Below are 26,950 nucleotides of genomic sequence, written 5' to 3'. Positions count from 1 at the left end.
AATGGAACTGGCCAGCCTGATCGGACGCCTCAACCCGGACAACCGTCGCGCCCTGGAACGGGCCGCGCAACGCTGTCTGCAGCGCAGCCATCATTACGTGGAAATCGAACACCTGCTTCTGGAACTGCTCGACATCGAAGGGGGCGATTTCGCTTGCCTGTTGCCGCGCTTCGGCCTGGAGCGCGATGCGGTGGCGGCGGAAATCAACAAGGCCCTGGACCTGTTCAAATCCGGCAGCACCCGCACTCCTGCCCTGTCGGCGCAAACCATCGGGCTGCTGGAGGACGCCGTGGTCCAGGCCAGCGTGTTGGGCCTGGACGGCATCCGCTCCGGGCTGTTGCTGCTGGCCCTGCTGGACCGCGACGAGCGCCGCAGCCTGCTGCTCAACAGCGCCTCGTCGTTGCTGCGCATTCCCAAGGAAGCCTTGCGTACGCACTGGCTGGAATGGACCGAGAACTCCCGGGAGCATACCGGCGGCGCACGCCCGGCCAAACCCGGTGAGGCGTCCCGCAAACAGGACCCTGTACTGGACCAGTACACCCAGGACCTGACTGCCGACGCCCGCGATGGACGCATCGACCCCATCGTCGGGCGCGACGGCGAGATTCGCCAGTGCATCGACATTCTGCTGCGACGTCGGCAGAACAACCCGATCCTGGTGGGCGCGCCGGGCGTGGGCAAGACCGCCGTGGTGGAGGGCCTGGCCTTGCGCATCGCTGCGGGGGATGTGCCGCCATCCTTGCAGGAGGTCACGCTGCGGGTCCTCGACCTCGGTCTGCTGCAGGCCGGCGCCGGCGTCAAGGGTGAGTTCGAGCAGCGCCTCAAGGGGGTGATCGACGCGGTCCGCAGCGCGGAAAAACCCATCATCCTGTTCATCGACGAAGCCCACACCCTGATCGGCGCTGGCGGCGCAGAGGGCGGCAGCGACGCCGCCAACCTGCTCAAACCAGCCCTGGCCCGGGGCGAACTGCGCACCCTGGCCGCCACCACCTGGCTGGAATACAAGAAATATTTCGAGAAAGACCCGGCCCTGGCCCGTCGCTTCCAGCTGGTGCAAGTCGAGGAGCCGGACGAAGTGACCGCCGTGGAAATGCTCCGTGGCGTGGCCGCCAAGCTGGAACAGCACCATGGCGTGCAAGTGCTCGATGCCGCCATTCATGAAGCGGTGAAGCTGTCGCACCGCTACATCTCCGGCCGTCAACTACCGGACAAGGCCATCAGCGTGCTCGACACCGCCTGCGCCCGGGTCGCCCTCGGCCAACACGACGTGCCGCCGCCCCTGGAAAGCCTGCGCCACCGCCAAAACAGCCTCAAGGACGAGCTCGAACGCCTGCGCCGGGAACAGGCCACCGGCCTGGATCACCGCGAACGCATCACCCTGCTGGAAGATGAATCCGCCAGCAACGTGCAGGCCATCCGCGAGCTGGAGACCCGTTGGGGCGAAGAGCGCGAAGCGGTGCGTGAACTGCTCGACACCCGCCGCGAACTGCTGGCCTTGAGCGAACGCGCCGACAGCGAAAAGCCCGACATCGAAGTCGACAATCGCATCGACCACCTGGCCGCCGAACTGCTGCGCCTGGAGGCCGGTCTCGATGCTATCCGCCAGGACGATCCCCTGGTGCCGGAGCAAGTGGACAGCAAGACCGTCGCCGCCGTGATCGCCGGCTGGACCGGCATCCCGGTGGGCAAGATGCTCGCCGACGAAGCCCATGCCGTGCGCACCCTCGGCCAGCGCATGGGGCTGCGGGTGATGGGCCAGGGCGCCGCGCTCGATACCATCGCCCAACGCCTGCAAGCCTACCGCGCCGGCCTCACCGACCCGCAAAAACCAGTCGGCGTGTTCCTGCTCGTCGGCCCCACCGGCGTGGGCAAGACCGAAACCGCCTACGCCCTGGCCGATGCCTTGTATGGCGGCGAACGCAACCTGATCAGCATCAACCTCTCGGAATACCAGGAAGCCCACACCGTCAGCCAGCTCAAGGGCGCCCCGCCCGGCTATGTCGGATACGGCAGCGGCGGCGTGCTCACCGAAGCGGTGCGACGCAAACCCTATTCCGTGGTGTTGCTGGATGAAATCGAAAAAGCCCACCCCGATGTGCTCGAAGCCTTCTACAACGTCTTCGACAAAGGCTTGATGGAAGACGGCACCGGGCTGGTGGTGGATTTCAAGAACACCGTGATGCTCGCCACCAGCAACGTCGGCGCCGAACTGCTGCTGGATACGCCCGCCGCGCAACTGGGCACCGATGCCTTCAACGAAGCCCTGCACAAAGTCCTGCTGCAAGCGTTTCGCCCGGCATTCCTGGCGCGCATGACGGTGGTGGCGTACCGGCCGCTGGATGAGGCGACGCTGGAGGGGATTGTGCTGGCGAAGCTGGAGAAATTGCGCGGGCGCTACAAGGCCGCGACCGGCAAGCAGTTCGAGTTCGACGCGGGGATCGTCAAGGCCGTACTCGCCAAGTGCAGCGCGGCCGGGGCACGGGATGTCGAGAATGTATTGATGACACAGGTGACGGGGAAGCTGGCGGAGTGGGTGCTGGAGTGATGCTGTACACCAAAAAATATTAAACAGAAGCGATTGGAGCAGATCGTGGGTAAATTCCTTTCTGGTGGTTCATCGGGTCAGGCAAAAAAGCTGGAGCCGCGCTGGACAGACAATACCGTTCATAACGAAGTAAAAAAACTGGTGACCAGCGGGAAGTCAGTCACGACGGAAAAACTCATCACTTTGGCTTCCGACGATGGCTGGAGGACAACAGTGATGATTGATCTGGTTTCGCGCCTCAATCCGATATCCGGTGGAAAGTACTATCCGGGCCATGCGGGCTTGATACTTTGGCATACCTCTGGGCCTAAAACGCAATTTTACTCAGTCGGAATTGTGATGGAGGGCGAACTGGACCCTGAAGGTGTATTGACGACAGATTTAAGCGAATCAAAAACGCTGGATTTGTGGTTCTTCACAAAAAAAGTCAGCAAAAGCAATATCGAAAAAATGACCAATAGGATCACGGCTCTTTCGTCAAAGACACTGACGTATAAAGAATTTGATGGAAATCGTTATAACGACGCCTACAACTGCCACACCATCGTCGACGACATCTTGAATGCGGGAGGTCTGTCAGGCTGGAGCGGACGACCCTGGAGCTGGCTTACGCCGTGGGCGTACAGCCTATCCTTCGGCGTCACCGGTTGGCATTCAAGTGTCATGTACAACACGAAGAATCTTTGAGTCATGCGTCGTTGGCATGGGGCGCGCTTGGCCTCGCATCTCTGAATGGGCTGTTCGAAAAGGAGATTTACATGACGGAAGTGCATAAAGTGGGTCGCTACTCTGGCGGCAATATTGCGATGACTGGGGCAAACCCTTTATATGCCTCATGGCTGGCAGCCAATCAGGCTACTAATGGCGGCACCATTCCCGACTTGGCCAGTATCTGTCACGAATCCTCCTCCAATCGCCGGGCTTTGGCTGGTTCGGGAGCATCTCATGGAACCTGCTTCGCGCTAATCGAACATTTCGATGCCGCTCGAGGCCTGTTGATGTACAAGTTCGGCGACAGCGCGTTAAAACTGGATTTGCTTGGAAACTACACTACAACAACCAAAAAAGTTGTCACGACATTACGAGGACACGCGGAGATCAGCGCGTTGGTCCAAGCAATAAATAGCGTCACGCTTCCCGACGGTGATTACAGTAATTTCGTTACCCGCATTTATATCGAACTCAGTCCCTGCCCACTCTGTGGTCCGCAATTGTCGCCCTATGTTGAAAACTCGGTATTGATGTACAGCTACACCTATGGAAACGATAACGAGATGGGAGGATGGGTCAGTGACAATCAGGCAGCGATCCATTCAAAAGGTGGAACATTCAAATGGTAAGTGTGACCTCGACTTTTACCTGAGGATGTCCAATGGCCCGCTCCACCGACAGCAACACGACCCTATCCCTCACCGCCGCCTCGCTCTCGGCGCTGTACCCTGAATCACTGTCCGGCGAAGAAAGCCTCAATGCCCTGGGCTTGCATATCCTCAATGGCGTCGTCGATGGCGCCCCGCTGACACTCGCCAGCGCGGTCGCCAGCCACGTCACCACCACCCTGCACAAGGACGCGCTGTTGCGCCCGATGGATTGGCTGGTCGCCGAGATCCGCCAGCTCCCTGCCGACGCCACCGCAGAGCGTTATCAACTCCTGCTGCGCCCATGGCTCTGGTGGCTGGGCCTGGCCAGCAACAACCGCGTGTTCCAGAACCTGGCTACCTCGGACATCGTCACCACGATTTTCAAGGCCCATGGTTTCACCGACTTCCAGCTCAAGCTCACCGGCAACTACACCCCGCGTGAGTACTGCGTGCAATACGGCGAAACCGATCTGGCCTTCGTTTCACGCTTGATGGAGGAAGACGGGATCTTCTGGTTCTTCAGCCACGAGGACAGCAAGCACACCCTGGTACTGGCCGACAGCAACGACGCCTTCGCGCCGATTCCCAATGGACCAACGGTGAACTATCTCGGGCAGAAAATGGGCGCTCGGGAACTGCATGGCATTCGCTCGGGGCAAGTGTGCCTGCAGGCAGTGGCCGGGGTTTACCAGGCGACCGATTACGAGTTCACCACGCCGACAACGTCGCTCTTCAGCCAGGCCGAAGCCGTGGCTGGGCCGAACTCGATGTATGAACATCCGGGCGGCTATACCGCCAAGGCCCAGGGCGATGCCCTGACCAAGCAGCGGGTGGACGGCCTGCGCAGCCAGGAGAAGCGTTTTGTCGGTGAAAGCGATTGCCGTTGGCTGGTACCGGGGTATTGGTTCACCCTCGCCGGCCATGATGACTCGACATTGAACATCGACTGGGTCGTGACCTCGGTCAGCCACGAAGGCAGCCACGACAGCTATCGCAACCGCTTCGAAGCGATTCCCAAGGCCACGGCGTATCGGCCGGCCCGCATCACGCCAAAACCGCGCATGCATACCCAGACGGCGCTGGTGGTGGGCAAGGCCGGCGAGGAAATCTGGACCGACGAATACGGGCGGATCAAGTTGCAATTCCCCTGGGACCGCACCGGCAAGAACGACGAAACCTCGTCCTGCTGGGTGCGCGTCGTGCTGCCCTGGAGCGGCAAGGGGTTCGGCATGCAGTTCGTGCCGCGCATCGGCCAGGAAGTGATCGTGACCTTCATCGACGGCGACCCGGACCGTCCGCTGGTGACCGGCTGCGTCTACAACGGCGACAACGCCCTGCCCTACGCATTGCCGGCGAACCAGACCCAGTCCGGAATCAAGACCAATTCCTCCAAGGGCGGCGGCGGTTTCAACGAGCTGCGTTTCGAAGACAAGAAGGACGCCGAAGAGGTATTTCTCCAGGCCCAGAAAGACTTCAACATCAACGTGCTCAACGACACCACCGCCACCGTCGGCCATGACGAAACCCTCACGGTACAGAACGCCCGTACCCGCACTGTCAAGGATGGCGACGAGACCGTCACCCTGGAGAAAGGCAAGCGCAGCGTGACCATCCAGACCGGCAGCGACAGCCTGGATGTGAAGGACACCCGCACCGTGACCGTGGGCTCGGACCAGAACCACAGCACCGGGGGCAACTACGCGCACAAGGTCAGCGGCAACTACGACCTGACGGTGGACGGTAACCTGACCATCAAGGTCAGCGGCACCCTGACCCTGCAAAGCGGCGGCAGTTTCGCCATCAAGAGCGGCGCCGACCTGGCCGCCCAGGCCAGCACCTCCATCAGCCAGAAGGCCGGCACGGCCTTGAGCAATCAGGCTGGTACGTCGCTGGAAAACAAGGCCGGCACCACCCTGACCAACGATGCCGGCATCAGCCTGGTGAACAAGGCGGCGGCCGAACAGACCGTGGATGGCGGTGGCATGCTGACGATCAAGGGTGGCCTGGTGAAGGTCAACTGACAGGAGTGTCGATGGCTTCGAAAAAACTGGACCTGGAGCGAGACGACAGCCAACTGCAGGGGCAACTGGTCGATGGCCGCCTCGACGGCATGCTCAAGATCGAAGAAGCCCAACGTCCGCAGGCCAGGCTCAACTACAGCCAGGGTGAACTGCAAGGCAGCAGCACGCTGTATCACCCCAATGGCAAGGTGTCGGCGGTGCTGCCCTTCGTGAATGGCAGGTTGCAAGGCGTGGCGAGCTTCTACGCCGCCGAAGGCGGGTTGCAGCGCCAGGCCAGCTACCGTCGCGGGTTGCTGCACGGCGAAGCGAACAATTACTTTCCCGATGGGCAACTGGCCGAAGCCGAGTTCTATCGCGACGGGGTGCGTGACGGTCATTATCGGCGAATGCACCCCAATGGCAATCCGGCAGTCGAGGCCCGCTACCTTAATGGCCAACTGTTGGAGCCGGCGCAAGCCTATGCCGAGGATGGCCGGCCGCTGGATGCCGACGGCAAGCCGATCTCCCGGCTGCGCTGGTGGTTCAGGCGCTGGAACGATCCGGCCCAGGCGTGACGATTGTCTTACCCCCAGTGAGCGCGAGCTTGCTCGCGATGACGGCCTCACAATCAACCTCACCACCCACTGACCCACCGCTATCGCGAGCAAGCTCGCTTCCACAGGGGCGGTGCAATGCCCGCCGGATTGCCCATCAGGGAATCAACATCTGCACCTGCCCTGGTACAACGATCTTGATCACCCCGGCCCAGGTGCACATCAAGGTGCTATTGGCATCGATGGCCGGCATGTTGCCCAGCAACAGGGTCGGGGCGCCGCCAGGGATCCACGGGGTGGCAGTGGCGGGAATGCACGGCATGGGGGTCAGTACGCCGAGTGCCGCCGCGGTGGCGGCGGCCACGGTCGGGTTCGCCAGGCTCATGCACATGCCAAACGTGGTGATATTCACCAGCGGGATGTGGTCCATGATATTGGCCGCCGGCATCCCGCCGGTCAGCAGGCGATTGACCGGCAGCACATTGAGCACCGCCGGGGCTGCGCCGAAGCTGCATTGCAGGGTTGCGGTCGCACAGACTTGCGGACATCCCATCGCGGTGGCTCCTTTGACAGCGACTGTCCCGAAACCATAGCTCGCCAGCTTCCGAGGCGCACGCCGCCATGCATCAAGCCCGCTGATTATCCGGCAACACGCTAACCTATAAGACCCTGGCGTGCTTGTGACGCCTCCCACGCGCCATTAGATTAGCCAATGATCGATGGCCTCCAAAATAAGCAGAAGGGATAAGCATGGCGTTTACAGATCAGTCCACCCGCGTGCGCGACGGTGAAGAACTCGATGCCAATCTGATCGACCCGTACCTCAAGGCCCACATTCCCGGCCTCACCGGCCTGCCACGGATCAGCCAGTTTCCCGGTGGCGCATCGAACCTGACCTACCTGCTGGAATACCCCGAACAGGAATTCGTCCTGCGTCGCCCGCCGTTCGGCCACAAGGCCAAATCCGCCCATGACATGGGCCGTGAGTTCCGTATCCTCAATCAATTGCGCGACGGCTTCCCGTATTGCCCGAAAGCCTACGTGCATTGCACCGACGAATCGGTAATAGGCGCCGAGTTCTATGTGATGGAACGGGTCAAGGGCATCATCCTGCGTTCCGACCTGCCGCCGGAACTGGGTTTCGACGCCGCCCGGACCGAGGCGCTGTGCAAAAGCTTCATCGATCGGCTGGTGGAACTGCATCGGGTCGACTATCAGGCCTGCGGCCTGGCGGACCTGGGCAAGCCCGAAGGCTACGTGGCGCGGCAGATCCGGGGCTGGAGCGATCGTTATGAAAAAGCCCTGACGCCCGACGCGCCGAAATGGGAGGCGGTCAAGGCCTGGCTCAACGACAAGATGCCTGCCGACCATCCGACGTCGAGCATCGTCCACAACGATTACCGCTTCGACAACGTCATCCTCGATCCGGACAACCCGATGCAGATCATCGGTGTACTGGATTGGGAGCTGACTACCATCGGCGACCCGTTGATGGACCTGGGCAACAGCCTGGCCTACTGGATCGAAGCCGGCGACCCGGCGCCCGTGCAACTGATGCGCCGCCAGCCCAGCCACGCCCCAGGCATGCTGACCCGCCGGGCATTCGTCGATTACTACGCCGAGCGCGCCGGGATGCGCATCGACAACTTCGACTTCTACTACACCTACGGCCTGTTCCGCCTAGCCGGCATCGTCCAGCAGATCTACTACCGCTATTTCCACGGCCAGACCCAGGACAAACGCTTCGCGCAGTTCGTTCAGATGAACGCGCTGCTGGAGCAGATGAGCCTGCAAGTCATCAAAAAATCCACGCTCTGAGCGCACCTATAACAAGGAAACAGCATGTCCAAGACCCAGTTGTTCGACCTCGACGGTAAAATCGCCTTCGTTTCCGGCGCCAGCCGTGGCATCGGCGAAGCCATCGCCAAACTGCTGGCCCAGCAAGGCGCCCATGTGATCGTTTCCAGCCGCAAGCTCGACGGTTGCCAGCACGTCGCCGATGCGATCATCGCCGCTGGCGGCAAGGCCACCGCCATCGCCTGCCACATCGGTGAAATGGAACAGATCAGCCAGGTGTTCGCCGGCATCCGCGAACAGTTCGGGCGCCTGGACATCCTGGTGAACAACGCGGCCACCAACCCGCAGTTCTGCAACGTGCTGGACACCGACCTGGGTGCGTTCCAGAAAACCGTCGATGTGAATATCCGCGGCTATTTCTTCATGTCGGTGGAAGCCGGCAAGCTGATGCGCGAGAACGGTGGCGGCAGCATCATCAACGTCGCGTCGATCAATGGCATTTCCCCGGGCATCTTCCAGGGCATCTATTCGGTGACCAAGGCGGCGGTGATCAACATGACCAAGGTCTTCGCCAAGGAATGCGCGCAATTCGGCATCCGTTGCAACGCCCTGCTGCCGGGCCTGACCGACACCAAGTTCGCCTCGGCACTGGTCAAGAACGACGCCATCCTGAAAACCGCCCTGGCGCAGATCCCCCTCAAGCGCGTGGCCGACCCGAGCGAAATGGCCGGCGCGGTGCTGTACCTGGCCAGCGATGCGTCGAGCTACACCACAGGTGTGGCGTTGAATGTGGATGGTGGGTTCCTGTCCTGATAGCGAGCGCCATGCAAGACCTGTGAGAAACCCTGTGGGAGCGAGCATGCTCGCGATGGCGTCGCATCAGTCACACCAGTACTGCTGACCCACCGCTATCGCGAGCAAGCTCGCTCCCACAAGGAGTCCTCTGCAATCGCACAAATGAATATTTATTCCAGAATTTGCAATTTGAGAATATTTATTCCATAAAGAACCCTTCTGAAAATAACAATTCAAAGGGCTCTTTCTCATGCGCGAACTCGGCATCGGTCTGATTGGCACCGGCTTCATGGGCCGTGCCCATGCCTTGGCGTTCCACAATGCCAAGGCAGTGTTCGACCTCCCCCTGAACCTGACACTCGCGGCCCTGGCCGACGCCGATCCACAGCGTGCCCGGCAGTGCGCCCAGAGTTGGGGGTTCGAGACGGCCCACAGCCACTGGCAGCGGCTGATCGACGACCCGAAGGTTCACCTGATCGCCATTACCACACCCAACCACCTGCACTTCCCGATGGCCATGGCGGCGTTGGCGGCGGGCAAGCCGGTCTATTGTGAAAAGCCCCTGGCGGTGTCCCTGGAACAGGCCGAGCAGATGCGCCAGGCGGCCAAGGCCGCAGGGGTGGTGACGCGGGTCGGCTACAACTACCAGCACAATCCGATCATCGGGCTGGCCCGAGACATGATCCAGCGCGGCGAGCTGGGACAGATCATCAGCTTCCAGGGTGAGTTCAGCGAAGACTTCATGGCCGACCCGACCTCGCCGTGGTCATGGCGTTGCGAAGCGGCCCACGCCGGTGGCGCACTGGCAGACCTGGGCAGCCACTTGCTGGCCATGGCCCGGCACTTGTTGGGCGATGTCGAGGCCGTGTGCGCCGACAGCCAGACCGTGCACCACCAGCGCCCTGCCAGCGCCGGCAATGCCGAACAACGGGCCATCGCGGTGGACGACCACGTCCACGCACTGCTGCGCTTCGCCAATGGCGCCCGAGGCACGGTGAGCAGCAGTTGGCTCAAACATGGCTACAAGAACCACCTGAGCTTCGAGATCAGCGGCACCCTCGGCACGCTGGCATTCGATCAGGAGCGACTCAATGAGCTGCGCCTGTGTCGCGTCGGCCAGCCAGGCTTCCAGCGCCTGCTGGCCGGCCCGGACTTGCCCGGCTATGCCGCATTCAGCCCGGCCGCCGGACACCAGTTGGGCTACAACGAATTGAAGACGCTGGAAGTGCAGGAACTGATCATGACGCTGGCCGGCGAAGGCGGCAGCGGCACGGACTTCGACGAGGCCTGGGAAGTGGAGCGGCTGGCGGCGGCGATTCGGGTGGCGGCGCGGGAGCAGCGTTGGGTGAAGGTCAGCGAGCTATAACCCCTGACTTCAGTCCCCCCTGTTTGGTCCGGAGATATGGTTAACCGTGTGGCGAGGGGATTTATCCCCGTTGGGGTGCAAAGCGCTCCTAAAAATGCGTCCTTGGTGTGTCAGGCTAAATTTGGGGCCGCTGCGCGACCCAACGGGAATAAATCCCCTCGCCACAAGGGACCGTGTTCAACTCAAACCTGGGTTTGCAACTCAACCAACCGCGCCGCCAGCGCCTTGGCCTGGCTCGCCACGTCGGTCACGGCAGTGCTTTCCCACCACATCCCCCGCAACGGCGGCCCCATGGCGAACAGCCGCCGGGCGGGCGCTCCTTGGGCGTCCAGCACCGCACCGTCAGGCCGGGCGGCAATGCCCAGGGCCAACGGCCCCGGCTGGATCAGTCCGCGAGCCAGCAGCTGCTGCGGCAACGGTCGCGCCACGCGGCGCCAGTCATATTCAATACCGCTGGAGTTGATCAATGCCGCGCCCTGCACCACTGTCAGGCCGGCTTGTCCCCGGTGGCGGATGTGAATACCCACTGTGCCCTCGGGAGACGACGCCAGCCCCTTGAACGACGCCGCCTGGATCCGCAATCGCCCTTCCCCATGCAAACGCGCCACCAGCTCCGCGCTCAACGGCGGCGAACGATGGTGATGACTCTCCCACCATGGCCGGACATGCCGCACGAACTGCCGGCGCTGCACGTCACTGGCCTGGTTCCACAAACGCCCGATATGCGCACGCACCGTGTCCAGCGGCGCTTGCCAATCGATCCCCAGGGCCTGGGCCTGACGGCATTGCTCGCGCAGGGCCCGCATCAGTTGGCGGGGCGAACGCAGGCTGTGATCTTCAGCGAGGAAATCCACCCAGGCCGGTGGCTGGCGGCGCACGTGGGGCAGCAGGCCATGCCGGGAAAACACTTCGATCGGCCCCCGGTGCCCGGCCTGCTCCAGGGAGACCACGGCGTCGACCATGGTCAGTCCCGAGCCGATGATCAACACCGTGGACTGCGGGTCGAGCTGGCGCATCGCGGCCACATCCCAGGGATCCAGGGCCGCGGCATTCAAGCCGCTGGATTCGGTCTGCGGAGTGCGCGCCGCCGGAAACATGCCAGTGGCGAGCACGGCGAAACGGCCACGCAAGAGTTGGCCGTCGTCCAGCGTCACCATCACGGTATCGTCGGCAAGCCGCAGGTCCACGGCCTCCCCGCGCACGTGCTCGGCAGTCGAACCGTTTTGTGCGCCCAACTGGCGAGCCTCGGCCAGGCGCTGCTGCACATAGAGGCCGAATATCCCCCGGGGTGGGAACAATTCGCTGATCGGCACATGCTGTAGGCCCGACTCGGGCCAGCCGCCGGCTTCGATGAACGCGGTGAGCCATTGGGTCAGGTCATCGGCGTTGTCCGGGTCGACACTCATGCGCGCCGCGTTACCGTTCAAGGTATGGCCCGGTTCCACGGCACTGTAGGCTTCGCCCCGGCCCAGTTCACTGCGCGGCTCGACGATCAGCACCTCGCGCCGGCCCGGCAGGCGCAGTAACTGCGCGGCCAGCATGGCACCGCTCAGGCCGCCGCCAATGATCAGGATCTCGGCTTCGCGGATGAGGTCGCGCCCCTGTCGCTCCAACGTTGTGTCCATACCGATCTCCAGGGTCAAATCACCACGTTGCGTACGAATCTCGCCGCCACCGGGCCATCGTTTCGATAGGCATGGGGCTGGTTGCTGGCGAACATGAAAAACTCACCGGCACCGATCCGGCGTTCATCACTGCCCAACAGCAGCGTCAGGCATCCCTCGAATACGTAGAGTTGCTCGCTCCAGCCATCGTTGTCGGGCTCGGACTGATAAGACTCGCCGGGCTCCAGGCGCCACTCCCACAGTTCCACCTCACGGGTGGCCGTGGCCTTGGCCAGGAGCACGGCCTTGCTGCCGGGGATCGCGCCGGCCCAGGCCAACTCATCGATCCGGCTGGGATCCCGGGCATCGGGGGCCTGGATCAGATCGCTGAAGGCGACGTCCAGGGCTTCGGCGACCCGGTCCAGGGTGGTCAGGCTGACGTTCTTTTCCCCGGCCTCGATGGCGACCAGCATCCGCCGGCTCACCCCGGACAGTTGCGCCAGCGCGGTCTGGCTGAGTTGCGCGGCATGGCGCAAGCGCCGGACATTCTGGCTGACGTGTTGCAGGACGGATGCCCGCTGGCCGTGATCTTTATGCACTGGGATTGCTCGTTCCATGGGGTTGCGCACTATACTGCTCAACTTTCGGACGCATTGTGCGTCCGCCTCCATTGGCGCGCAAGGTCATGACATCGGTGAATTCCCCACAGGCTCCCTCCCGTTTCCTGCAGCTCAGCAAGGCTGAGTGCGTGCTGGTGCTGATCACCATGATCTGGGGTGGGACCTTCCTGCTGGTCCAGCACGCCATGACGGTCAGCGGCCCGATGTTCTTCGTCGGCCTGCGATTCGCCGCCGCGGCGGCATTCGTCGCCTTGTTCTCCTGGCGTCACCTGCGCGACCTGACCCTGTTCGAACTCAAGGCCGGCGCTTTCATCGGCGTGGCGATCATGCTCGGCTACGGCTTGCAGACCGTGGGCCTGCAAAGCATTCCCAGCAGCCAGTCGGCGTTCATCACCGCGCTCTATGTTCCCTTCGTGCCGCTGTTGCAGTGGCTGGTGCTGGGCCGCAGGCCGGGCTTGATGCCCAGCATCGGCATCATGCTGGCGTTCACGGGGCTTTTGCTGGTATCGGGCCCCGCCGGTGCCTCGCTGAACTTCAGCCCCGGAGAGATCGCCACGCTCATCAGCGCCATCGCGATTGCCGCCGAAATCATCCTGATCAGCACTTACGCCGGCCAGGTCGATGTGCGTCGCGTTACCGTGGTGCAACTGGCGAGCACGGCGGTGCTGGCATTTTCGATGGTAGTACCGACCCAGGAAACGATCCCGGACTTTTCCTGGTTCCTGCTGTTCAGTGCAGTAGGGTTGGGCGCGGCCAGCGCGGCGATCCAGGTGGCGATGAACTGGGCGCAGAGAAGCGTCTCGCCTACCCGTGCCACATTGATCTACGCCGGTGAACCGGTGTGGGCCGGCATCGCCGGGCGCCTGGCGGGCGAGCGGTTGCCGGCGATTGCGCTGGTGGGTGCCGGGCTGATCGTGGCGGCGGTGATCGTCAGCGAACTGAAGACCCGGAACAAGGATGCCGTCGTGGTGGATGAGGTGCCCGAGGGCGAGAGTTGAGGCATCGCCCGAACGTCGGAAAGACCTGTCCAAGGCGCAAGCGTCTTCTACGCCAGGCTCGGACCATCCCCGGCGATCATTGAACGGGGATGAGGCACTCCGGGGCCGGAGTGCGGATTCTTTTCAAGGCGCCTGCCCTGGCAACGCTCACCGCTTCCAGGCTGAAACACCACAAAACAGGAAAACTCCGTCTACCTTGTAGGATTCTGCGACACCCTCGCGGTTGGTGATCCGGGATGCGCCACGTATGATCCCAACCTGAACCCGCCGAATAGAAGCCTATGTCTCTGATAGTTCTATTACTTTTGCCCTTCATCGGCAGCTGTGTCGCGGCGCTGCTGCCGCACAACGCCCGTAACGCCGAATCGGTGCTGGCTGGCCTGGTGGCCCTGGTCGGTACTGTCCAGGTGGCGCTGCTGTATCCGCAGATCGTCGACGGTGGCGTGATCCGTGAGCATTATTCATGGCTGCCCAGCCTGGGCCTGGACTTCGTGCTGCGCCTGGACGGTTTCGCCTGGCTGTTTTCCCTGCTGGTACTGGGTATCGGCACGCTGGTTTCGCTGTATGCCCGCTATTACATGTCGCCGGATGATCCGGTGCCGCGCTTCTTCGCATTCCTGTTGGCGTTCATGGGCGCCATGCTCGGACTGGTGATCTCCGGCAACCTGATCCAGATCGTGTTTTTCTGGGAGTTGACCAGCCTGTTCTCGTTCCTGCTGATCGGCTACTGGCACCACCGCGCCGATGCCCGGCGCGGCGCCTACATGGCCTTGATGGTGACAGGGGCCGGCGGGCTGTGCCTGCTGGCGGGAGTGATGCTGCTCGGCCATGTGGTCGGCAGCTACGACCTGGACAAGGTCCTGGCCGCCGGCAATATCATCCGTGACCACGCTCTCTACCCCATTCTCTTGCCGCTGATCCTGATCGGCGCCCTGAGCAAAAGCGCTCAGTTTCCCTTCCATTTCTGGCTGCCCCACGCCATGGCCGCGCCCACGCCGGTATCGGCCTACCTGCACTCGGCGACCATGGTCAAGGCCGGGGTTTTCCTGCTGGCACGGTTGTGGCCGTCGTTGTCGGGCAGCGAAGAGTGGTTCTACATCGTCGGCGGCGCGGGGGCCTGCACCTTGCTGCTGGGCGCCTATTGCGCGATGTTCCAGAACGACCTCAAGGGACTGCTGGCCTATTCCACCATCAGCCACCTGGGGCTGATCACCCTGCTGCTGGGCCTGAACAGTCCGCTGGCCGCCGTGGCGGCGGTCTTCCATATCCTCAACCACGCCACCTTCAAGGCCTCGTTGTTCATGGCCGCCGGGATCATCGACCACGAAAGCGGCACCCGGGATATCCGTAAGCTCAGCGGCCTGGTCCGGCTGATTCCGTTCACCGCCACCCTGGCCATGGTGGCCAGCGCGGCAATGGCCGGGGTGCCATTGCTCAACGGCTTCCTGTCCAAGGAGATGTTCTTCGCCGAGACGGTGTTCATTTCCGCCACGGCCTGGATCGAACTGTCGCTGCCAATCATCGCCACCATTGCCGGTACCTTCAGCGTCGCCTATTCCTTGCGCTTTACCGTGGACGTGTTCTTCGGGCCCACCGCCACCGACCTGCCCCATACCCCCCACGAACCGCCGCGCTGGATGCGGGCGCCAGTGGAGCTGTTGGTATTCACCTGCCTGCTGGTGGGAATCTTCCCGGCCCAGGTGGTCGGTTCGCTGCTTGCCGCGGCCGCGTTGCCGGTGCTCGGTGGCCCGCTGCCCTCGTACAGCCTGGCGATCTGGCATGGCCTGAACGCGCCGATGATCATGAGCCTGGTGGCAATGTCCGGCGGCATCGTGCTGTACCTGCTGCTGCGCCAGCAACTCAAGCGCGGGCAGATCAAGCGACCGCCCCTCATCGGCCGGCTCAGCGGCAAGCGCTTGTTCGAACGCAGCCTGGTGCTGATGATGCGCCAGAGCCGTCGGCTGGAACGGAAAATCAGTACCCGGAGGCTGCAGGCGCAACTGTTCCTGCTGGTGCTGGTCGCGGTGTTGGCCGGACTGATTCCGATGTCGCACGGCACGCTGGTCTGGGGCGACCGGCCGAAGATTCCCGGCTCCATCGTCTTCGTCACCCTGTGGTTGCTGGCAATCGCCTGCGCCTTGGGCGCGGCCTGGCAAGCCAAGTACCACCGGCTCGCGGCCCTGACCATGGTCAGCGTCTGCGGCCTGATGACCTGCGTTACCTTTGTCTGGTTCTCGGCGCCCGACCTGGCCTTGACTCAACTGGTGGTCGAGGTGGTGACCACGGTGCTGATCCTGCTCGGCCTGCGTTGGCTGCCCCGGCGGATCGAGGACGCATCGCCCCTGCCCAACAGCGAACGACGCGCGCGGGTGCGCCGTTTGCGCGACCTGTTGCTGTCCATCGCGGTAGGCGGCGGCATGGCCTTGCTGTCCTATGCGATGCTGACGCGCCAGACCCCCAACGACATTTCCTCGTTCTACCTCAGCCGGGCCTTGCCTGAAGGTGGCGGCAGCAATGTGGTGAACGTGATGCTGGTGGATTTCCGCGGCTTCGATACCCTGGGCGAAATCACCGTACTGGTGGCGGTCGCCCTGGCCGTATTCGCGCTGCTACGGCGGTTCCGACCACCGAAGGAAAGCATGCAGTTGCCGGCGCAACAGCGCCTGCTGGCGCCGGACGTGGTCACCGACCTGGTCAACCCACGGCATGCCAGCGACACCGCGCTGGGCTTCATGATGGTGCCGTCGGTGCTGGTGCGCCTGCTGCTGCCGATTGCCCTGGTGGTGTCGTTCTACCTGTTCATGCGCGGCCACAACCAGCCGGGAGGTGGCTTCGTCGCCGGGTTGGTGATGTCGGTGGCGTTCATCCTGCAGTACATGGTGGCCGGCACCCAGTGGGTCGAGGCCCAGATGAGCCTGCGGCCATTGCGCTGGATGGGCACCGGGCTGCTGTTCGCCACGACCACCGGCCTTGGGGCGATGCTGGTCGGCTACCCCTTCCTGACCACCCACACCTGGCACTTCGAACTGCCGCTGCTGGGGGATATCCACCTGGCCAGTGCCCTGTTCTTCGACATCGGCGTGTATGCCGTGGTGGTCGGTTCGACCCTGTTGATTCTCACTGCCCTGGCCCACCAGTCGGTGCGGGCCCATAAACCGGGCCTGCAGCCCAAGCCCGTGGCACACACCGGAACAGGAGCCGCCTGATGGAAGAAGTCATCGCAATCGCAATCGGCGTATTGGCCGCCTCCGGAGTCTGGCTGGTATTGCGGCCCCGGACCTTCCAGGTGGTCATGGGGCTGTGCCTGCTCTCCTATGGCGTCAACCTGTTCATCTTCAGCATGGGCAGCCTGTTCATCGGCAAGGAGCCGATCATCAAGGACGGCGTGCCCCAGAACCTGTTGCACTACACCGACCCGTTGCCCCAGGCCCTGGTGCTGACCGCCATCGTGATCAGTTTCGCCATGACTGCGCTGTTCCTGGTGGTGTTGCTGGCTTCCCGGGGCCTGACCGGCACCGACCATGTGGACGGCCGGGAGCCCAGGGAATGATGTTGACGCCTCACCTGATCGCCGCCCCCATCCTGCTGCCGCTGCTGACCGCCGCATTGATGCTGATGCTGGGCGAGAAGCATCGCCCGCTCAAGGCCCGGATCAACCTGTTCTCCAGCCTCCTGGGCCTGGGTATCGCCGTGCTGTTGCTGGGCTGGACCCAGGACCAGGCCCTGCCCGCCTCCATCGGCGTGTACCTGCCGGGCAACTGGCAGGCGCCCTTCGGTATCGTGTTGGTGGTCGATCGGCTGTCGGCCCTGATGCTGGTGCTGACCGGCATCATCGGCGTATGCACCCTGCTGTTCGCCACGGCCCGCTGGCACGGCGCTGGCGCAAGCTTCCACGCGCTGTTCCAGATCCAGCTGATGGGCCTCTACGGCGCCTTCCTCACGGCGGACCTGTTCAACCTGTTCGTGTTCTTCGAAGTGCTGCTGGCCGCGTCCTACGGTTTGCTCCTGCACGGCTCGGGACGGGCACGGGTGTCGTCGGGGCTGCATTACATTTCCATCAACCTGCTGGCCTCCTCGCTGTTCCTGATCGGTGCGGCGCTGATCTATGGCGTCACCGGCACCCTGAACATGGCCGACCTGGCCCTGAAAGTACCGCTGGTACCGGAAGCCGATCGAGGCCTGCTGCATGCCGGCGCGGCGATCCTGGCCGTGGCGTTCCTGGCCAAGGCCGGCATGTGGCCGCTGAACTTCTGGCTGGTGCCGGCCTACAGTGCCGCCAGCGCTCCGGTGGCGGCACTGTTCGCGATCATGACCAAGGTGGGCATCTACACCCTGCTTCGCCTGTGGACACTGCTGTTCTCCGGCCAGGCCGGTGCCTCGGCCTATTTCGGCGGCGACTGGCTGATCTACGCAGGCATGGCCACCATCGTTTGCGCGGCCATCGCCATCCTCGCGGCCCAGCGGCTGGAGCGCATGGCCAGCCTGAGCATCCTGGTATCGGCCGGCATCCTGCTGTCGGCCATCGGGTTCGCCCAGCCCAACCTGGTGGGCGCGGCGCTGTTCTACCTGGTGAGCTCGACCCTGGCGCTTTGTGCGCTGTTCCTGCTGGCCGAACTGATCGAACGCTCGCGTTCGGCCAACGAACTGCCCCTGGAAGACGAGTTCGATACGTTGCCTCGGCCGCTGGAATCCCTGCAACCGCCCAAGGGCACCAACCTCGATGACGAACAGAAGGCCGTGGTCGGGCAAGTGATACCCTGGACCCTGGCGTTCCTCGGTTTGAGTTTCATCGCGTGTACCTTGCTGGTGGTGGGCATGCCGCCGCTGTCGGGCTTCATCGGCAAGCTGGGCCTGTTGAACGCACTGCTCAATCCCCAGGGTCTTGGAACCAGTGGCGGCCCCATCTCGTATCAGGCATGGGGGCTGCTGGCCTTGCTGATCCTGTCCGGCCTGGCCTCGCTGGTCGCCTTCTCGCGCCTGGGGATCCAGCGCTTCTGGACGCCCAAGGAGCGGCCATCGCCGTTGCTGAGGCCGTTCGAATGCCTGCCGATCATCGTTCTGCTGGGCCTGGGAATCGGACTGACCTTCAAGGCCGAGGCGCTGTTGCGCTACACCCAGGAGGCTGCCCAGGCACTGAACAATCCGGAACATTATGTGATGTCGGTGCTTTCCACCCGCGCCATTCCCAGCCCCGACGCCAGCACGGCGTCACGGGAGGTGCAGCCATGAAACGCCTGTTTCCCGCACCCTGGCTGTCCCTGGCACTCTGGGGACTGTGGCTGGCGTTGAACCTGACGGTCAGCCCCGGCCATCTGCTGCTGGGGGCGGCGCTGGGCTTTCTCGCGCCGCTGATGATGCGTCCGCTGCGCCCGCGGCCCATTCGTATCCGACGCCCCGGCACGGTGCTTCGGCTGTTCCTGCTGGTGGGCCGCGACGTGCTGCTGTCCAACCTGGCAGTGGCCTGGAGCGTGCTGAACGCCGGACGGCGCCCACCTCGCTCGTGCTTCGTCAAGGTGCCGCTGGATCTGCATGACGCCAATGGCCTGGCCGCGCTGTCGATGATCACCACGGTCATCCCCGGGACAGTCTGGTCGGAACTGGCACTGGACCGCAGCATCCTGCTGATGCACGTGTTCGATCTGCAAGACGAAGCGTCGTTCATCGCCCACTTCAAGGCCACCTATGAGCGCCCCTTGATGGAGATTTTCCAATGAGCCCGTTCCTGTCCAACTCGATCCTGTTGAGTCTTTTCCTGTTCTCCCTGGCGATGGTGCTGACCCTGGTGCGACTGTTCAAGGGCCCATCGGCACAGGATCGGGTACTGGCCCTGGATTATCTCTACATCATTGCGATGCTGATGATGCTGGTGCTGGGCATTCGTTATGCCAGCGACACCTACTTCGAAGCGGCGTTGCTGATCGCCCTGTTCGGCTTTGTCGGTTCGTTCGCCCTGGCCAAGTTCCTGCTGCGTGGGGAGGTGATCGAATGAATGGCCAATTGTCGATGTGGGTCGAAGCCGCAGTGGCGATCCTGCTGGTGCTCAGCAGCCTGTTCGCCCTGGTCGGAGCCGTTGGCCTGGTGCGGCTCAAGGATTATTTCCAGCGCATGCATCCTCCGGCGCTGGCTTCGACCCTGGGCGCCTGGTGCGTGGCACTGGCCTCGATCCTGTATTTCTCGGCGCTCAAGTCCGGGCCGGTGCTGCATGCCTGGCTGATCCCGATCCTGCTGTCGATCACCGTACCGGTGACCACCCTGCTGCTGGCCCGGGCGGCGTTGTTCCGCAAGCGCATGGCCGGGGATGATGTGCCGGCGGAAGTGAGCAGCAGGCGGACAGGATCCGACAGTTAGCCGGTGACCCGACTCAGGCCCAGGCCACCGTCAACAACCCGGCCCCGAGCACGACGCACAAGGGCGAGTAGATCCAGGTGTCGAGCCTGGCGAACGTCGAATCCTTGACCTCCTTGAAGAAGCCCACCAGGTTCGACTCGCCAATGGCCCGGGCGAACATCAGCAAGGCGATCGCGCTGATCAGCCACTGGAGCGCCCGATGAGTGACCGGCGGCGCCAGCAGACCGACCCGCAGGCTTACCAGCAGCGCGATCAACAGCAGCCCCAGGGCGACCAGCAGCGTCAACCAGCCCGATGGATCGAACGCCGGGCGCAGCGCCTGTCCGTGCTGCACCGGCACCTGGGGCACCACCGCCAGGGCGGCCCAGCGTCCGCCCAGGGCCCAATACATATGGATCAAGCTGATGGCCGCGAAAACCGCGACCAGCGACCGAGCCAATAACAGCGTCATTCGCCAGTCTCCTGGAAAAGGTTGAACATTCATCCTAGCTCGAATTTGATATTTCGCTGGACCGGCGCAGATTGCCAGCTTCGCGCGAAACCCTCATTGCTCAGGATCAAGAGTTCAACCCGCCGCCAGGCGAATGCCTACAGCCCCGCCGCCACCTTGTCCGCCACATCCTTGGGCAGCCAGGCCTGCCAGACCTGTGGATGGGCCTTGAGGAAAGCCTCGGCGGCTTCGCGCGGGGGCATGCGTTTTTCGCTCATGTCCGCCAGGGCCTTGTTCAACGGATCGATGGGCAGGTCGACCTTGCTGAAGAACTCGGCGATGTCCGGATACTGTTTCTGGAACGGGGTCGATACGCCGATGGACAGTTTCGAGGCCAGGGAGCGGGTCGGCCTGGGATTGGGGTTGTCGGCATCGGTCAGGGTTTTCCAGGCCTCGGCATCGAATGGCGGCTCCTCCAGCTGCACCAGCTTGAACTTTCCAAGCAGGGGCGTGGGCGACCAGTAATAGAACAGGATCGGCTTGCCTCGGCGAATCGAGGACGTGATCTCCGCATCCAGCGCCGCACCGGAACCGCTGCGGAAGTTGACGAAACTGTCGGCCAGGCCATAGGCCTTGAGCTTCTGTTTGTTGACCACCTCGGAAGTCCAGCCGATGGGGCTGTTGAGGAAACGCCCCTTGTCCGGACTCTCCGGATCCTTGAACACATGTTTGTATCGCGCCAGGTCGCTGACGCTGCGCAGGTCCGGCGCCAGGGGCTTGATACCCTTGGCCGGGTCGCCCTTGATGACGTACTCGGGTACCCACCAGCCTTCGGTCGCGCCTTTGACCGTATCGCCCAAGGCGACCACCTTGCCTTCGGCCTCGGCCTTGACCCACACAGGACTGCGTCCGGCCCATTCTTCCCCGATCACCTGGATGTCGTTGTTGGCCAGGGCGGTTTCCAGGGTAATGGTGGTGCCCGGCAATGTATCGGTTTTCAGGCCGTAGCCCTTCTCCACGATGATCCGCAGGATATCGGTGATCAGGCTGCCACTTTCCCAGTTCAAGTCGGCGAAGTGGATCGGCGCGGATGCGGCCGATGCCGGGAGTGGTGAAACCAACACAGCGAAGGTGGCCCAGGCAGCCAGCCACTGTCGAACTCGTTTCATGCATTGCACCTCATGCCAGACACAGCGATAGCTGAACGATCCTGCGTAACCGAACGCAAGCGTGTGAATAGTTCAGTCAACTGACTGTAGCCGAGGTTCCAGCGAGATCTTGTGAAAACTGTTACCGGCGTGGAAGTTGGGAACTTGCGCAGCCCCGCTTCCTACATTTTTTCACCGGCCTTGCATCTGTCATTCACTGGCCTTGAATGTCACGAGTTCACCCTTGCGCCACTTCGCGGCTTTGGCGGTGACGGCCTTCAGGGTCTTGGTCAAGCCTTCCTGCAGTTGTTCGTGCGCCGCGAACACGGTGACCACGCTATGGCCTTCCTTGAACAGGATCGCCTCGCCCCCCGGCGTCGTTACAAACGCATAGTCGCCAAGTCCATAGACCGTGAGCTTGATCTCGCGAAACCTGATTTCAAACTTGCCGCCTTCACGGCTTGGCAACACCGCCGCGCGAAAATGATCACCGACCTTGAGCTCGAGCCTTTGCTTGTCATCGACCACCAGGGCCGATTCGGTATCGATTTCGGCGACATAGATACCTTCGGCGGTCTGCTCGGTGATGTAGACGAAACGCGACTGAAAGAGTTTGACCAGTTTTGCCCGAAGGTCACCCAGTACAAATAACGCATGCATGTCGAGATTACTTACTGCCAAGGAAACATCCCCATCTTTGAAAATGGTCCGTTCCACACAACGGACGGACCACAAGAACCCGTGCCGACTGTATCGTCGCAATGGACCTGTCACTGAAATTCGAAGTGAACGGCGTACCCTGTCCCAGGGCGAGAGAAGACTAAAGGATTGCCACTCTCGCCGCCTTTCCCAAGGAGCGTCAGGGGCTGAAGGAAATCTCCACTCTGCACATCGGAAAAGGTCGGACTACTAACTTTAGGGAAATTTCAGACTTAAAAAAGCATTTTTCTGACATCGAGCCTGAAAAAAATTGCTTTAGATAGGCACCACCGTCCATACGGTGCTGCCGATTCTAGAGCAGCCGTGGGCACGGAGACTACTTGAAATACCCGGCAATTCGTCGGTAAGCCATAGAAAAGGAATTCACATGGACGCCTTCACAACCCCGATCCAACCCGCCACGCCTCGCAACCTCGCCCCCCATGAGCCCCTAGGCGGGGCCGATGACCTCAAGGTTGGCCTGTTTCAACCGCGTTATCGGGTCGTCCTGGCCGGCAAGTGTTTTTTCCATATTGAAGAAACATCAACCGGACGTGTAAGAGGTTTCCGCGCTGATCATAACGAAGCCTGCTACCTGGCCAGGTACCTCGAACAGAGCGCTTGAACATCGGGACACAAGCGATAGAACTCCTGGCGCCCGCTTGCCTCAGATAAAGGAGTGCAACCCAGCGCCATCCCGGCGCACGCCCAAAGGAGAATCCCATGGAACAGCCCTCTCACGAACTTTCGACCCTGTTCGATCAACTGGGCCTGCCCTCGGACGGCAAAGCCATAGACGATTTCATCATGGCGCATCCGCTGGCGCCGGAGACCAAGCTGGTGGAAGCCGACTTCTGGTCGGATCAACAGAAAGACCTGCTCAGGGAGTGGTTGCTGGCCGATGGCGAAGAGGCCGTGCTGGTGGACCAACTGAACGTGCGCCTGCATGACGGCAAATAGTCACGACGCCAACTGAATGAAGCGCTCCGTGGGAGCGAACGTGCTCCCACTTCCTTACTCCGCCCGGGCTCTGTACCAGCGTCCTGAAACGAAGGCCAGGCGCGGCTGCTTTCAACGCAGCATGAACGAGTATCAAGGCTTTCGTACAGCGCCTAGCGCGGCTTCTCGGGTTTATACCCCAGTCGCAGTCCACCCCAGTGACGCCCCTTGATCATGATCGGCACGGACAAGTCGTGCATCAGTTCGCCGGTATCACGGGTGTAGGTCTGCAACAGTACCGGCTGCTGGTGGCTGCCGCAGCGGATCCCGGTACGATCGGAAAACTTGCGTTTGGTGCGGTTGTTCAGCGTGTCCACCTGGGGATCGCCGGTCAGCGGCTGGCTGAAGACCTTGTTATGGGTCGGCACATAACCCTGTTGGGTGCAGGCGATTGCGAAGACCAGGCCCTCGTGCCGGGCCAGCAAGGGTTCCTGGATGGCCGGCAGGACCTGGTCGGTGTAACGGTCGAAACGGGTCTGGTACTTGGCCGGTTGGGTATTGGGGATGGGCTGGTAGCTACGGTCGAACAGGTCGTCCAGGCTGATCCGCCCCTGGTCGACATCCTCCTCGAACTGCGCGGCGATCTGGCGCGCCCCTTCCCGGGCCAGGTCGTAGATGCGCTGGTGATAATCGTCCAGGCCAACCTCGGCCAGACGCTCGCTGATGGTCTCGGCCTGGCCTTCCATCTGCACGGCCGCCTCGGCCAGACGCTGGGTCTGCTGGTCGCTGACGGACAGGTCGCTGCGCATCTGCTCGATGGCATGGAACAGGCTGTCGAGCTGCTCGCGGTTGGTGTCGGTGCCTTGGGCGATGGCACTGACCTGATTCTCGACACCGGCGGCCAGCCGGGCGATGTTCTCCAAGTGCTGTCCGGTGTGCTCGACCTGCTGGACGCCGCTGTCCAGGTCACCGGCCAACTGGCGGATCTGCTCGACCACCTGGGCGGTGCGTTGCTGGATATCCGCCACCATGACCCCGACCTCGCCGGTCGCGGCGGCAGTGCGGCCAGCCAGGCCACGGACTTCGTCGGCGACCACCGCGAAGCCACGGCCATGCTCACCGGCCCGTGCCGCCTCGATGGCCGCGTTCAGTGCCAGCAGGTTGGTCTGGCTGGCGATGGACTGGATCACCAGGGTGACCCGTTGGATTTCATCGCTGCGTACGCTCAAGGCCTCGATCAGCTCGCGACTGTCGTTCGCGCGCTGGCTGAGCTGGTGCATGCGGCTGATGGATTCCACCAGTTCGCTGCGCCCGGCCACGCTGCTGCGATGGGCCTCGCTGGCGGCTCCCAGGGCCTGCTGGCTGAGTTGCGAGGTGGCTTGTTCGGTGGCGATCATCGCTTCGGCATTGCTGACGATCTGTGCCGCGGCATCGAGTTGCGACTGGACTCTACCGGCCAGTTGCTTGACCGAATAGGCTACGCCCGCCGCCGACAAGGCGTTATGGCTGGTGGTATAGGACAGGTCGCGGGTCAGCCCGGCCAGGGCGTCGGCATCGGTGTCGGCCGCAGGTGTGGTGGCCAGCCGCGAACGCAGGCGCGGCAACCAGACAATCACCATTGCCAGGGGCAGGACCAGGTACAAGGACCACCCGCCCAGCGCCATGCCACACAGCAGTGCACTCAGGGCGAGGCTCTGCAGGGTCGGCATCAGCCAGCGCGCCGGGCCCTTGGTATCCGATACCGAGGCAGGCACAGCACCCGCCAGAGATCCGTCTGTCGCCATGTTCGTCACCACCACTTCTCATTGTTATGCCTGCATTAAACGCCACTACAGAGCCATTATCCATGGTCCATTAGTAGGGTTCTTGCAGCAGGTCAACGGAAAGGAGGATGAGAAAAAGCAAAAGATCGCCGCCCGGGGGCCTCTACGGCCGTGGACGGCGATCTCTCGGAAGAAAAATCAGGCCTGACGCTGGTGCTTGTCGATCTGCTCGTGACGTTCCTGGGCTTCGATGCAGTATTTGGTGGTCGGGCTGATCAGCAGGCGCTTGAGGCCGATCGGCTCGCCGCTGTCATCACACCAGCCGAAGCTGTCGTCGTTGATACGGTCCAGGGCTTGCTCCAGCTGGGGCAGCATGCGCTGGTCACGGTCGATGGCGTTGACCAGCCAGGTACGCTCTTCTTCTACGGAAGCAGCGTCTGCGGGGTCAGCCGGGGAATCCAGACTTTCAATGGCGATTCGGTTCTGTTCGATGCGCTCGTGGGTTTCGACTTTCATGTTCTGCAACAGCTTGGTGAAGAAAGCCAGCTGCTCGGCATTCATGTAGTCATCCGCCGGCATGGCCAGCAACTTTTCCTTTGTCATTGATTTCTCTATAAAAAAACGTGCATTAAGGCGAATTATGGAGCGTCCCGCACTAAGCTGCCACGCTCATCGGGAAGGCGCCGTTTATTCCAAGCGCCACCCGGCACTCAATTTACGAGGGGCGGCAGTCTAAGGCCGAGTCGAAGCCTCAGCAACTGAAAACATAGGGAAAATATCCGACACCCCCTTTAAAAGCCGTCTGACAGGCGCCAGGCGGTTATCGGAATGCGTTTATAACAAGAAATTCGGTGCCGTGGCTGTATTGAGAAGACAGATGGCAACGCCACGCGGTCAGGCGTGGCGCTTTGTCGCAGGGACCGGGACGGAGGCGGGCCCGTTCCCTGGCCTCAGCGCTTGAGCTTGCGCTTGTTGCGGTACTGGTCGATGACCACCGCCACCACGATGATCACGCCCTTGATGATGTCCTGGATGTAGGCATCGACCCCCACGAAGGTGAAGCCGCTGGCCATGACACCGAGGATCAGCGCTCCGATCACCGTCCCGGTGATGCGCCCCACCCCACCCGCCAGGCTCGTGCCGCCAATGACCGCTGCGGCAATCGCATCCAGCTCGTAGGACATGCCCATGCCCGCCTGGCCGGTTGCGGCCCGTGCCGAGGCGACCACGCCGGCCAGCCCCGCCAGCAACCCGGCGATGCTGTAGACGATCACCAGGTGACGCTTGACGTTGATCCCCGAGGTCCGTGCCGCCTGCATGTTGCCACCGATGGCGTAGGTGTATTTGCCGTACTTGGTGTAGCGCAGGGCAATATGAAAGATCACCGCCACCACCAGGAAAATGATCACCGGCATGGCCCCGTGGCCGATGGCGGTGTAGGAATCCGACAGCATGCTCACCGGCTGGCCTTCCGTGTAGTAACGCGCCAGCCCACGGGCCGACACCATCATGCCGAGGGTGGCGATAAAAGGCGGGATGCCGGTGATGGCGATGATGCTGCCGTTGATCGCACCGGCCAGCAGGCCTACCCCCAACCCCGCCACTACGGGGATCCAGGCCGGCAGGTCAGTCAGGGAAGGAAACACCGCCCGGGCGAAATCCGAGGTCTGGGCCAGGCTCGCGGCGATCATCGCCGACAGCGCCAGCACTGAGCCGGACGATAGGTCGATACCGGTGGTGATGATGACCTGGGTCACCCCGATGGCCAAGAGGCCAATGATCGACACTTGCAGGATCATCAACACCAGGCGCTGGGAGTTCATCAGGAAACTCTGGTCGCGCATGATCCAGCCAAACAGTTCGAACACCAGGCCGATGCCGATCAGCACCAGGAAGATACTCAGCTCCGTTGGCAACCGCCGACGCGTCCTGGCCGGCGCCGCCGCGGGTTTGTTTTCCAGTATCGCGTTCATAGCCATTCAC

Annotated in this window: 24 protein-coding genes and 1 pseudogene; 16 read left to right on the top strand and 9 right to left on the bottom strand. The window is 62.5% G+C overall.

Annotation, left to right across the window (positions count from 1 at the left end):
- The first annotated feature begins 1 nt into the window (after window position 1).
- The 5 genes from tssH (at window position 2) to BW992_RS18315 (ending at window position 6,481) form a co-directional block, all read left to right on the top strand.
- Window positions 2–2,545, top strand: a complete 2,544-nt coding sequence (gene tssH / locus BW992_RS18335) for a type VI secretion system ATPase TssH (RefSeq protein WP_076406874.1) — start codon at window positions 2–4, stop codon at window positions 2,543–2,545.
- Between the two features lie 45 nt (window positions 2,546–2,590).
- Window positions 2,591–3,232: a hypothetical protein gene (locus BW992_RS18330; protein WP_143007960.1), complete on the top strand. Its 642-nt coding sequence runs from the start codon at window positions 2,591–2,593 to the stop codon at window positions 3,230–3,232.
- 71 nt (window positions 3,233–3,303) lie between these two features.
- Window positions 3,304–3,885: a hypothetical protein gene (locus BW992_RS18325; protein WP_072396261.1), complete on the top strand. Its 582-nt coding sequence runs from the start codon at window positions 3,304–3,306 to the stop codon at window positions 3,883–3,885.
- 32 nt (window positions 3,886–3,917) lie between these two features.
- Entirely contained in the window at window positions 3,918–5,927 is a 2,010-nt protein-coding gene (gene tssI / locus BW992_RS18320; protein ID WP_076406873.1) for a type VI secretion system tip protein TssI/VgrG, read from the top strand.
- Window positions 5,928–5,938: 11 nt separating this feature from the next.
- On the top strand, window positions 5,939–6,481 hold the full coding sequence (locus tag BW992_RS18315) for a toxin-antitoxin system YwqK family antitoxin (protein WP_076406872.1): 543 nt from the start codon (window positions 5,939–5,941) through the stop codon (window positions 6,479–6,481).
- Between the two features lie 136 nt (window positions 6,482–6,617).
- On the opposite strand, the gene BW992_RS18310 is transcribed toward BW992_RS18315, so the two are convergent.
- Window positions 6,618–7,013: a DUF4280 domain-containing protein gene (locus BW992_RS18310; RefSeq protein ID WP_072396255.1), complete on the bottom strand. Its 396-nt coding sequence runs from the start codon at window positions 7,011–7,013 to the stop codon at window positions 6,618–6,620.
- 197 nt (window positions 7,014–7,210) lie between these two features.
- Between BW992_RS18310 and BW992_RS18305 the strand changes: the two genes are divergently transcribed.
- From BW992_RS18305 to BW992_RS18295, 3 genes are all read left to right on the top strand, one after another.
- The gene (locus tag BW992_RS18305) at window positions 7,211–8,278 is read left to right on the top strand and encodes a phosphotransferase family protein (protein ID WP_072459009.1); all 1,068 of its coding nucleotides are present in this window, start codon (window positions 7,211–7,213) and stop codon (window positions 8,276–8,278) included.
- Between the two features lie 24 nt (window positions 8,279–8,302).
- Window positions 8,303–9,070, top strand: coding sequence for an SDR family oxidoreductase (locus BW992_RS18300; RefSeq protein ID WP_003180553.1), 768 nt, complete (start codon window positions 8,303–8,305; stop codon window positions 9,068–9,070).
- A gap of 232 nt (window positions 9,071–9,302) precedes the next feature.
- On the top strand, window positions 9,303–10,418 hold the full coding sequence (locus tag BW992_RS18295; protein ID WP_076406871.1) for a Gfo/Idh/MocA family protein: 1,116 nt from the start codon (window positions 9,303–9,305) through the stop codon (window positions 10,416–10,418).
- Window positions 10,419–10,600: 182 nt separating this feature from the next.
- Here the strand turns inward: BW992_RS18295 and BW992_RS18290 are convergent, their stop codons facing one another.
- Both BW992_RS18290 and BW992_RS18285 read right to left on the bottom strand, forming a co-directional pair.
- On the bottom strand, window positions 10,601–12,043 hold the full coding sequence (locus BW992_RS18290; protein WP_076406870.1) for an FAD/NAD(P)-binding protein: 1,443 nt from the start codon (window positions 12,041–12,043) through the stop codon (window positions 10,601–10,603).
- A gap of 14 nt (window positions 12,044–12,057) precedes the next feature.
- Window positions 12,058–12,621 carry a helix-turn-helix domain-containing protein gene (locus BW992_RS18285; RefSeq protein ID WP_072396247.1) on the bottom strand — a complete coding sequence of 188 codons (564 nt, stop codon included), beginning with the start codon at window positions 12,619–12,621 and terminating at the stop codon, window positions 12,058–12,060.
- A 16-nt stretch (window positions 12,622–12,637) separates the two neighbouring features.
- On the opposite strand from BW992_RS18285, the pseudogene BW992_RS18280 reads away from it, so the two are divergent.
- The 7 genes and pseudogenes from BW992_RS18280 to BW992_RS18250 all read left to right on the top strand — a co-directional run bounded on the left by BW992_RS18280 (window position 12,638) and on the right by BW992_RS18250 (window position 19,988).
- A pseudogene (locus BW992_RS18280) lies at window positions 12,638–13,640 on the top strand (DMT family transporter).
- A 281-nt stretch (window positions 13,641–13,921) separates the two neighbouring features.
- A complete protein-coding gene (locus BW992_RS18275) occupies window positions 13,922–16,846 on the top strand; it encodes a monovalent cation/H+ antiporter subunit A (protein ID WP_072396203.1) in 2,925 nt (974 codons plus the stop codon).
- Entirely contained in the window at window positions 16,846–17,190 is a 345-nt protein-coding gene (locus BW992_RS18270) for a Na+/H+ antiporter subunit C (RefSeq protein WP_030141296.1), read from the top strand. The genes BW992_RS18275 and BW992_RS18270 overlap by 1 nt, the downstream gene beginning before the upstream one ends.
- Window positions 17,187–18,869 (top strand): monovalent cation/H+ antiporter subunit D, encoded by a 1,683-nt coding sequence (locus BW992_RS18265; protein ID WP_072431462.1) that lies wholly within the window; start codon window positions 17,187–17,189, stop codon window positions 18,867–18,869. The genes BW992_RS18270 and BW992_RS18265 overlap by 4 nt, the downstream gene beginning before the upstream one ends.
- Complete coding sequence (locus BW992_RS18260; protein ID WP_072431461.1) at window positions 18,866–19,354, top strand: Na+/H+ antiporter subunit E; 489 nt, start codon at window positions 18,866–18,868, stop codon at window positions 19,352–19,354. Before BW992_RS18265 ends, BW992_RS18260 begins: the two co-directional genes overlap by 4 nt.
- The gene (locus BW992_RS18255; protein WP_072396188.1) at window positions 19,351–19,629 is read left to right on the top strand and encodes a K+/H+ antiporter subunit F; all 279 of its coding nucleotides are present in this window, start codon (window positions 19,351–19,353) and stop codon (window positions 19,627–19,629) included. Before BW992_RS18260 ends, BW992_RS18255 begins: the two co-directional genes overlap by 4 nt.
- Window positions 19,626–19,988, top strand: coding sequence for a Na+/H+ antiporter subunit G (locus BW992_RS18250; RefSeq protein ID WP_072396186.1), 363 nt, complete (start codon window positions 19,626–19,628; stop codon window positions 19,986–19,988). The genes BW992_RS18255 and BW992_RS18250 overlap by 4 nt, the downstream gene beginning before the upstream one ends.
- Before the next feature lie 13 nt (window positions 19,989–20,001).
- Here the strand turns inward: BW992_RS18250 and BW992_RS18245 are convergent, their stop codons facing one another.
- From BW992_RS18245 to BW992_RS18235, 3 genes are all read right to left on the bottom strand, one after another.
- Window positions 20,002–20,439, bottom strand: a complete 438-nt coding sequence (locus tag BW992_RS18245; protein WP_072396184.1) for a DUF3995 domain-containing protein — start codon at window positions 20,437–20,439, stop codon at window positions 20,002–20,004.
- Window positions 20,440–20,576: 137 nt separating this feature from the next.
- On the bottom strand, window positions 20,577–21,587 hold the full coding sequence (locus BW992_RS18240; protein ID WP_072431460.1) for an ABC transporter substrate-binding protein: 1,011 nt from the start codon (window positions 21,585–21,587) through the stop codon (window positions 20,577–20,579).
- A 189-nt stretch (window positions 21,588–21,776) separates the two neighbouring features.
- Window positions 21,777–22,226: a hypothetical protein gene (locus tag BW992_RS18235; protein WP_072396180.1), complete on the bottom strand. Its 450-nt coding sequence runs from the start codon at window positions 22,224–22,226 to the stop codon at window positions 21,777–21,779.
- Window positions 22,227–22,988: 762 nt separating this feature from the next.
- Here BW992_RS18235 and BW992_RS18225 point away from each other — a divergent pair.
- Entirely contained in the window at window positions 22,989–23,225 is a 237-nt protein-coding gene (locus BW992_RS18225; RefSeq protein ID WP_072396176.1) for a DUF2789 family protein, read from the top strand.
- A gap of 152 nt (window positions 23,226–23,377) precedes the next feature.
- Here the strand turns inward: BW992_RS18225 and BW992_RS18220 are convergent, their stop codons facing one another.
- From BW992_RS18220 to BW992_RS18210, 3 genes are all read right to left on the bottom strand, one after another.
- Window positions 23,378–24,601: a methyl-accepting chemotaxis protein gene (locus BW992_RS18220; RefSeq protein WP_440776466.1), complete on the bottom strand. Its 1,224-nt coding sequence runs from the start codon at window positions 24,599–24,601 to the stop codon at window positions 23,378–23,380.
- A gap of 564 nt (window positions 24,602–25,165) precedes the next feature.
- Window positions 25,166–25,570 (bottom strand): TraR/DksA family transcriptional regulator, encoded by a 405-nt coding sequence (locus BW992_RS18215; RefSeq protein ID WP_072396172.1) that lies wholly within the window; start codon window positions 25,568–25,570, stop codon window positions 25,166–25,168.
- A 347-nt stretch (window positions 25,571–25,917) separates the two neighbouring features.
- Window positions 25,918–26,940 carry an ABC transporter permease gene (locus BW992_RS18210; RefSeq protein ID WP_072396170.1) on the bottom strand — a complete coding sequence of 341 codons (1,023 nt, stop codon included), beginning with the start codon at window positions 26,938–26,940 and terminating at the stop codon, window positions 25,918–25,920.
- Window positions 26,941–26,950 lie beyond the last annotated feature (10 nt).

The organism is Pseudomonas sp. 7SR1, from assembly GCF_900156465.1.
Taxonomy (GTDB): Bacteria; Pseudomonadota; Gammaproteobacteria; order Pseudomonadales; family Pseudomonadaceae; genus Aquipseudomonas.
Note: the sequence above shows the minus strand (reverse complement) of the source record. Positions and strands in the feature narration are given on the sequence as shown.

Bases quoted from the DNA above. Each gene is read 5' to 3' on its own strand.
- BW992_RS18240 (WP_072431460.1), bottom strand. From the start codon at position 21,587: ATGAAACGAGTTCGACAGTGGCTGGCTGCCTGGGCCACCTTCGCTGTG.
- BW992_RS18245 (WP_072396184.1), bottom strand. From the start codon at position 20,439: ATGACGCTGTTATTGGCTCGGTCGCTGGTCGCGGTTTTCGCGGCCATC.
- BW992_RS18225 (WP_072396176.1), top strand. From the start codon at position 22,989: ATGGAACAGCCCTCTCACGAACTTTCGACCCTGTTCGATCAACTGGGC.
- BW992_RS18260 (WP_072431461.1), top strand. From the start codon at position 18,866: ATGAAACGCCTGTTTCCCGCACCCTGGCTGTCCCTGGCACTCTGGGGA.
- BW992_RS18255 (WP_072396188.1), top strand. From the start codon at position 19,351: ATGAGCCCGTTCCTGTCCAACTCGATCCTGTTGAGTCTTTTCCTGTTC.
- BW992_RS18265 (WP_072431462.1), top strand. From the start codon at position 17,187: ATGATGTTGACGCCTCACCTGATCGCCGCCCCCATCCTGCTGCCGCTG.
- tssH (WP_076406874.1), top strand. From the start codon at position 2: ATGGAACTGGCCAGCCTGATCGGACGCCTCAACCCGGACAACCGTCGC.
- BW992_RS18235 (WP_072396180.1), bottom strand. From the start codon at position 22,226: ATGCATGCGTTATTTGTACTGGGTGACCTTCGGGCAAAACTGGTCAAA.
- BW992_RS18210 (WP_072396170.1), bottom strand. From the start codon at position 26,940: ATGAACGCGATACTGGAAAACAAACCCGCGGCGGCGCCGGCCAGGACG.
- BW992_RS18290 (WP_076406870.1), bottom strand. From the start codon at position 12,043: ATGGACACAACGTTGGAGCGACAGGGGCGCGACCTCATCCGCGAAGCC.
- BW992_RS18325 (WP_072396261.1), top strand. From the start codon at position 3,304: ATGACGGAAGTGCATAAAGTGGGTCGCTACTCTGGCGGCAATATTGCG.
- BW992_RS18305 (WP_072459009.1), top strand. From the start codon at position 7,211: ATGGCGTTTACAGATCAGTCCACCCGCGTGCGCGACGGTGAAGAACTC.
- BW992_RS18275 (WP_072396203.1), top strand. From the start codon at position 13,922: ATGTCTCTGATAGTTCTATTACTTTTGCCCTTCATCGGCAGCTGTGTC.
- BW992_RS18215 (WP_072396172.1), bottom strand. From the start codon at position 25,570: ATGACAAAGGAAAAGTTGCTGGCCATGCCGGCGGATGACTACATGAAT.
- BW992_RS18270 (WP_030141296.1), top strand. From the start codon at position 16,846: ATGGAAGAAGTCATCGCAATCGCAATCGGCGTATTGGCCGCCTCCGGA.
- BW992_RS18220 (WP_440776466.1), bottom strand. From the start codon at position 24,601: ATGATCGCCACCGAACAAGCCACCTCGCAACTCAGCCAGCAGGCCCTG.
- BW992_RS18295 (WP_076406871.1), top strand. From the start codon at position 9,303: ATGCGCGAACTCGGCATCGGTCTGATTGGCACCGGCTTCATGGGCCGT.
- BW992_RS18310 (WP_072396255.1), bottom strand. From the start codon at position 7,013: ATGGGATGTCCGCAAGTCTGTGCGACCGCAACCCTGCAATGCAGCTTC.
- BW992_RS18315 (WP_076406872.1), top strand. From the start codon at position 5,939: ATGGCTTCGAAAAAACTGGACCTGGAGCGAGACGACAGCCAACTGCAG.
- BW992_RS18250 (WP_072396186.1), top strand. From the start codon at position 19,626: ATGAATGGCCAATTGTCGATGTGGGTCGAAGCCGCAGTGGCGATCCTG.
- BW992_RS18300 (WP_003180553.1), top strand. From the start codon at position 8,303: ATGTCCAAGACCCAGTTGTTCGACCTCGACGGTAAAATCGCCTTCGTT.
- tssI (WP_076406873.1), top strand. From the start codon at position 3,918: ATGGCCCGCTCCACCGACAGCAACACGACCCTATCCCTCACCGCCGCC.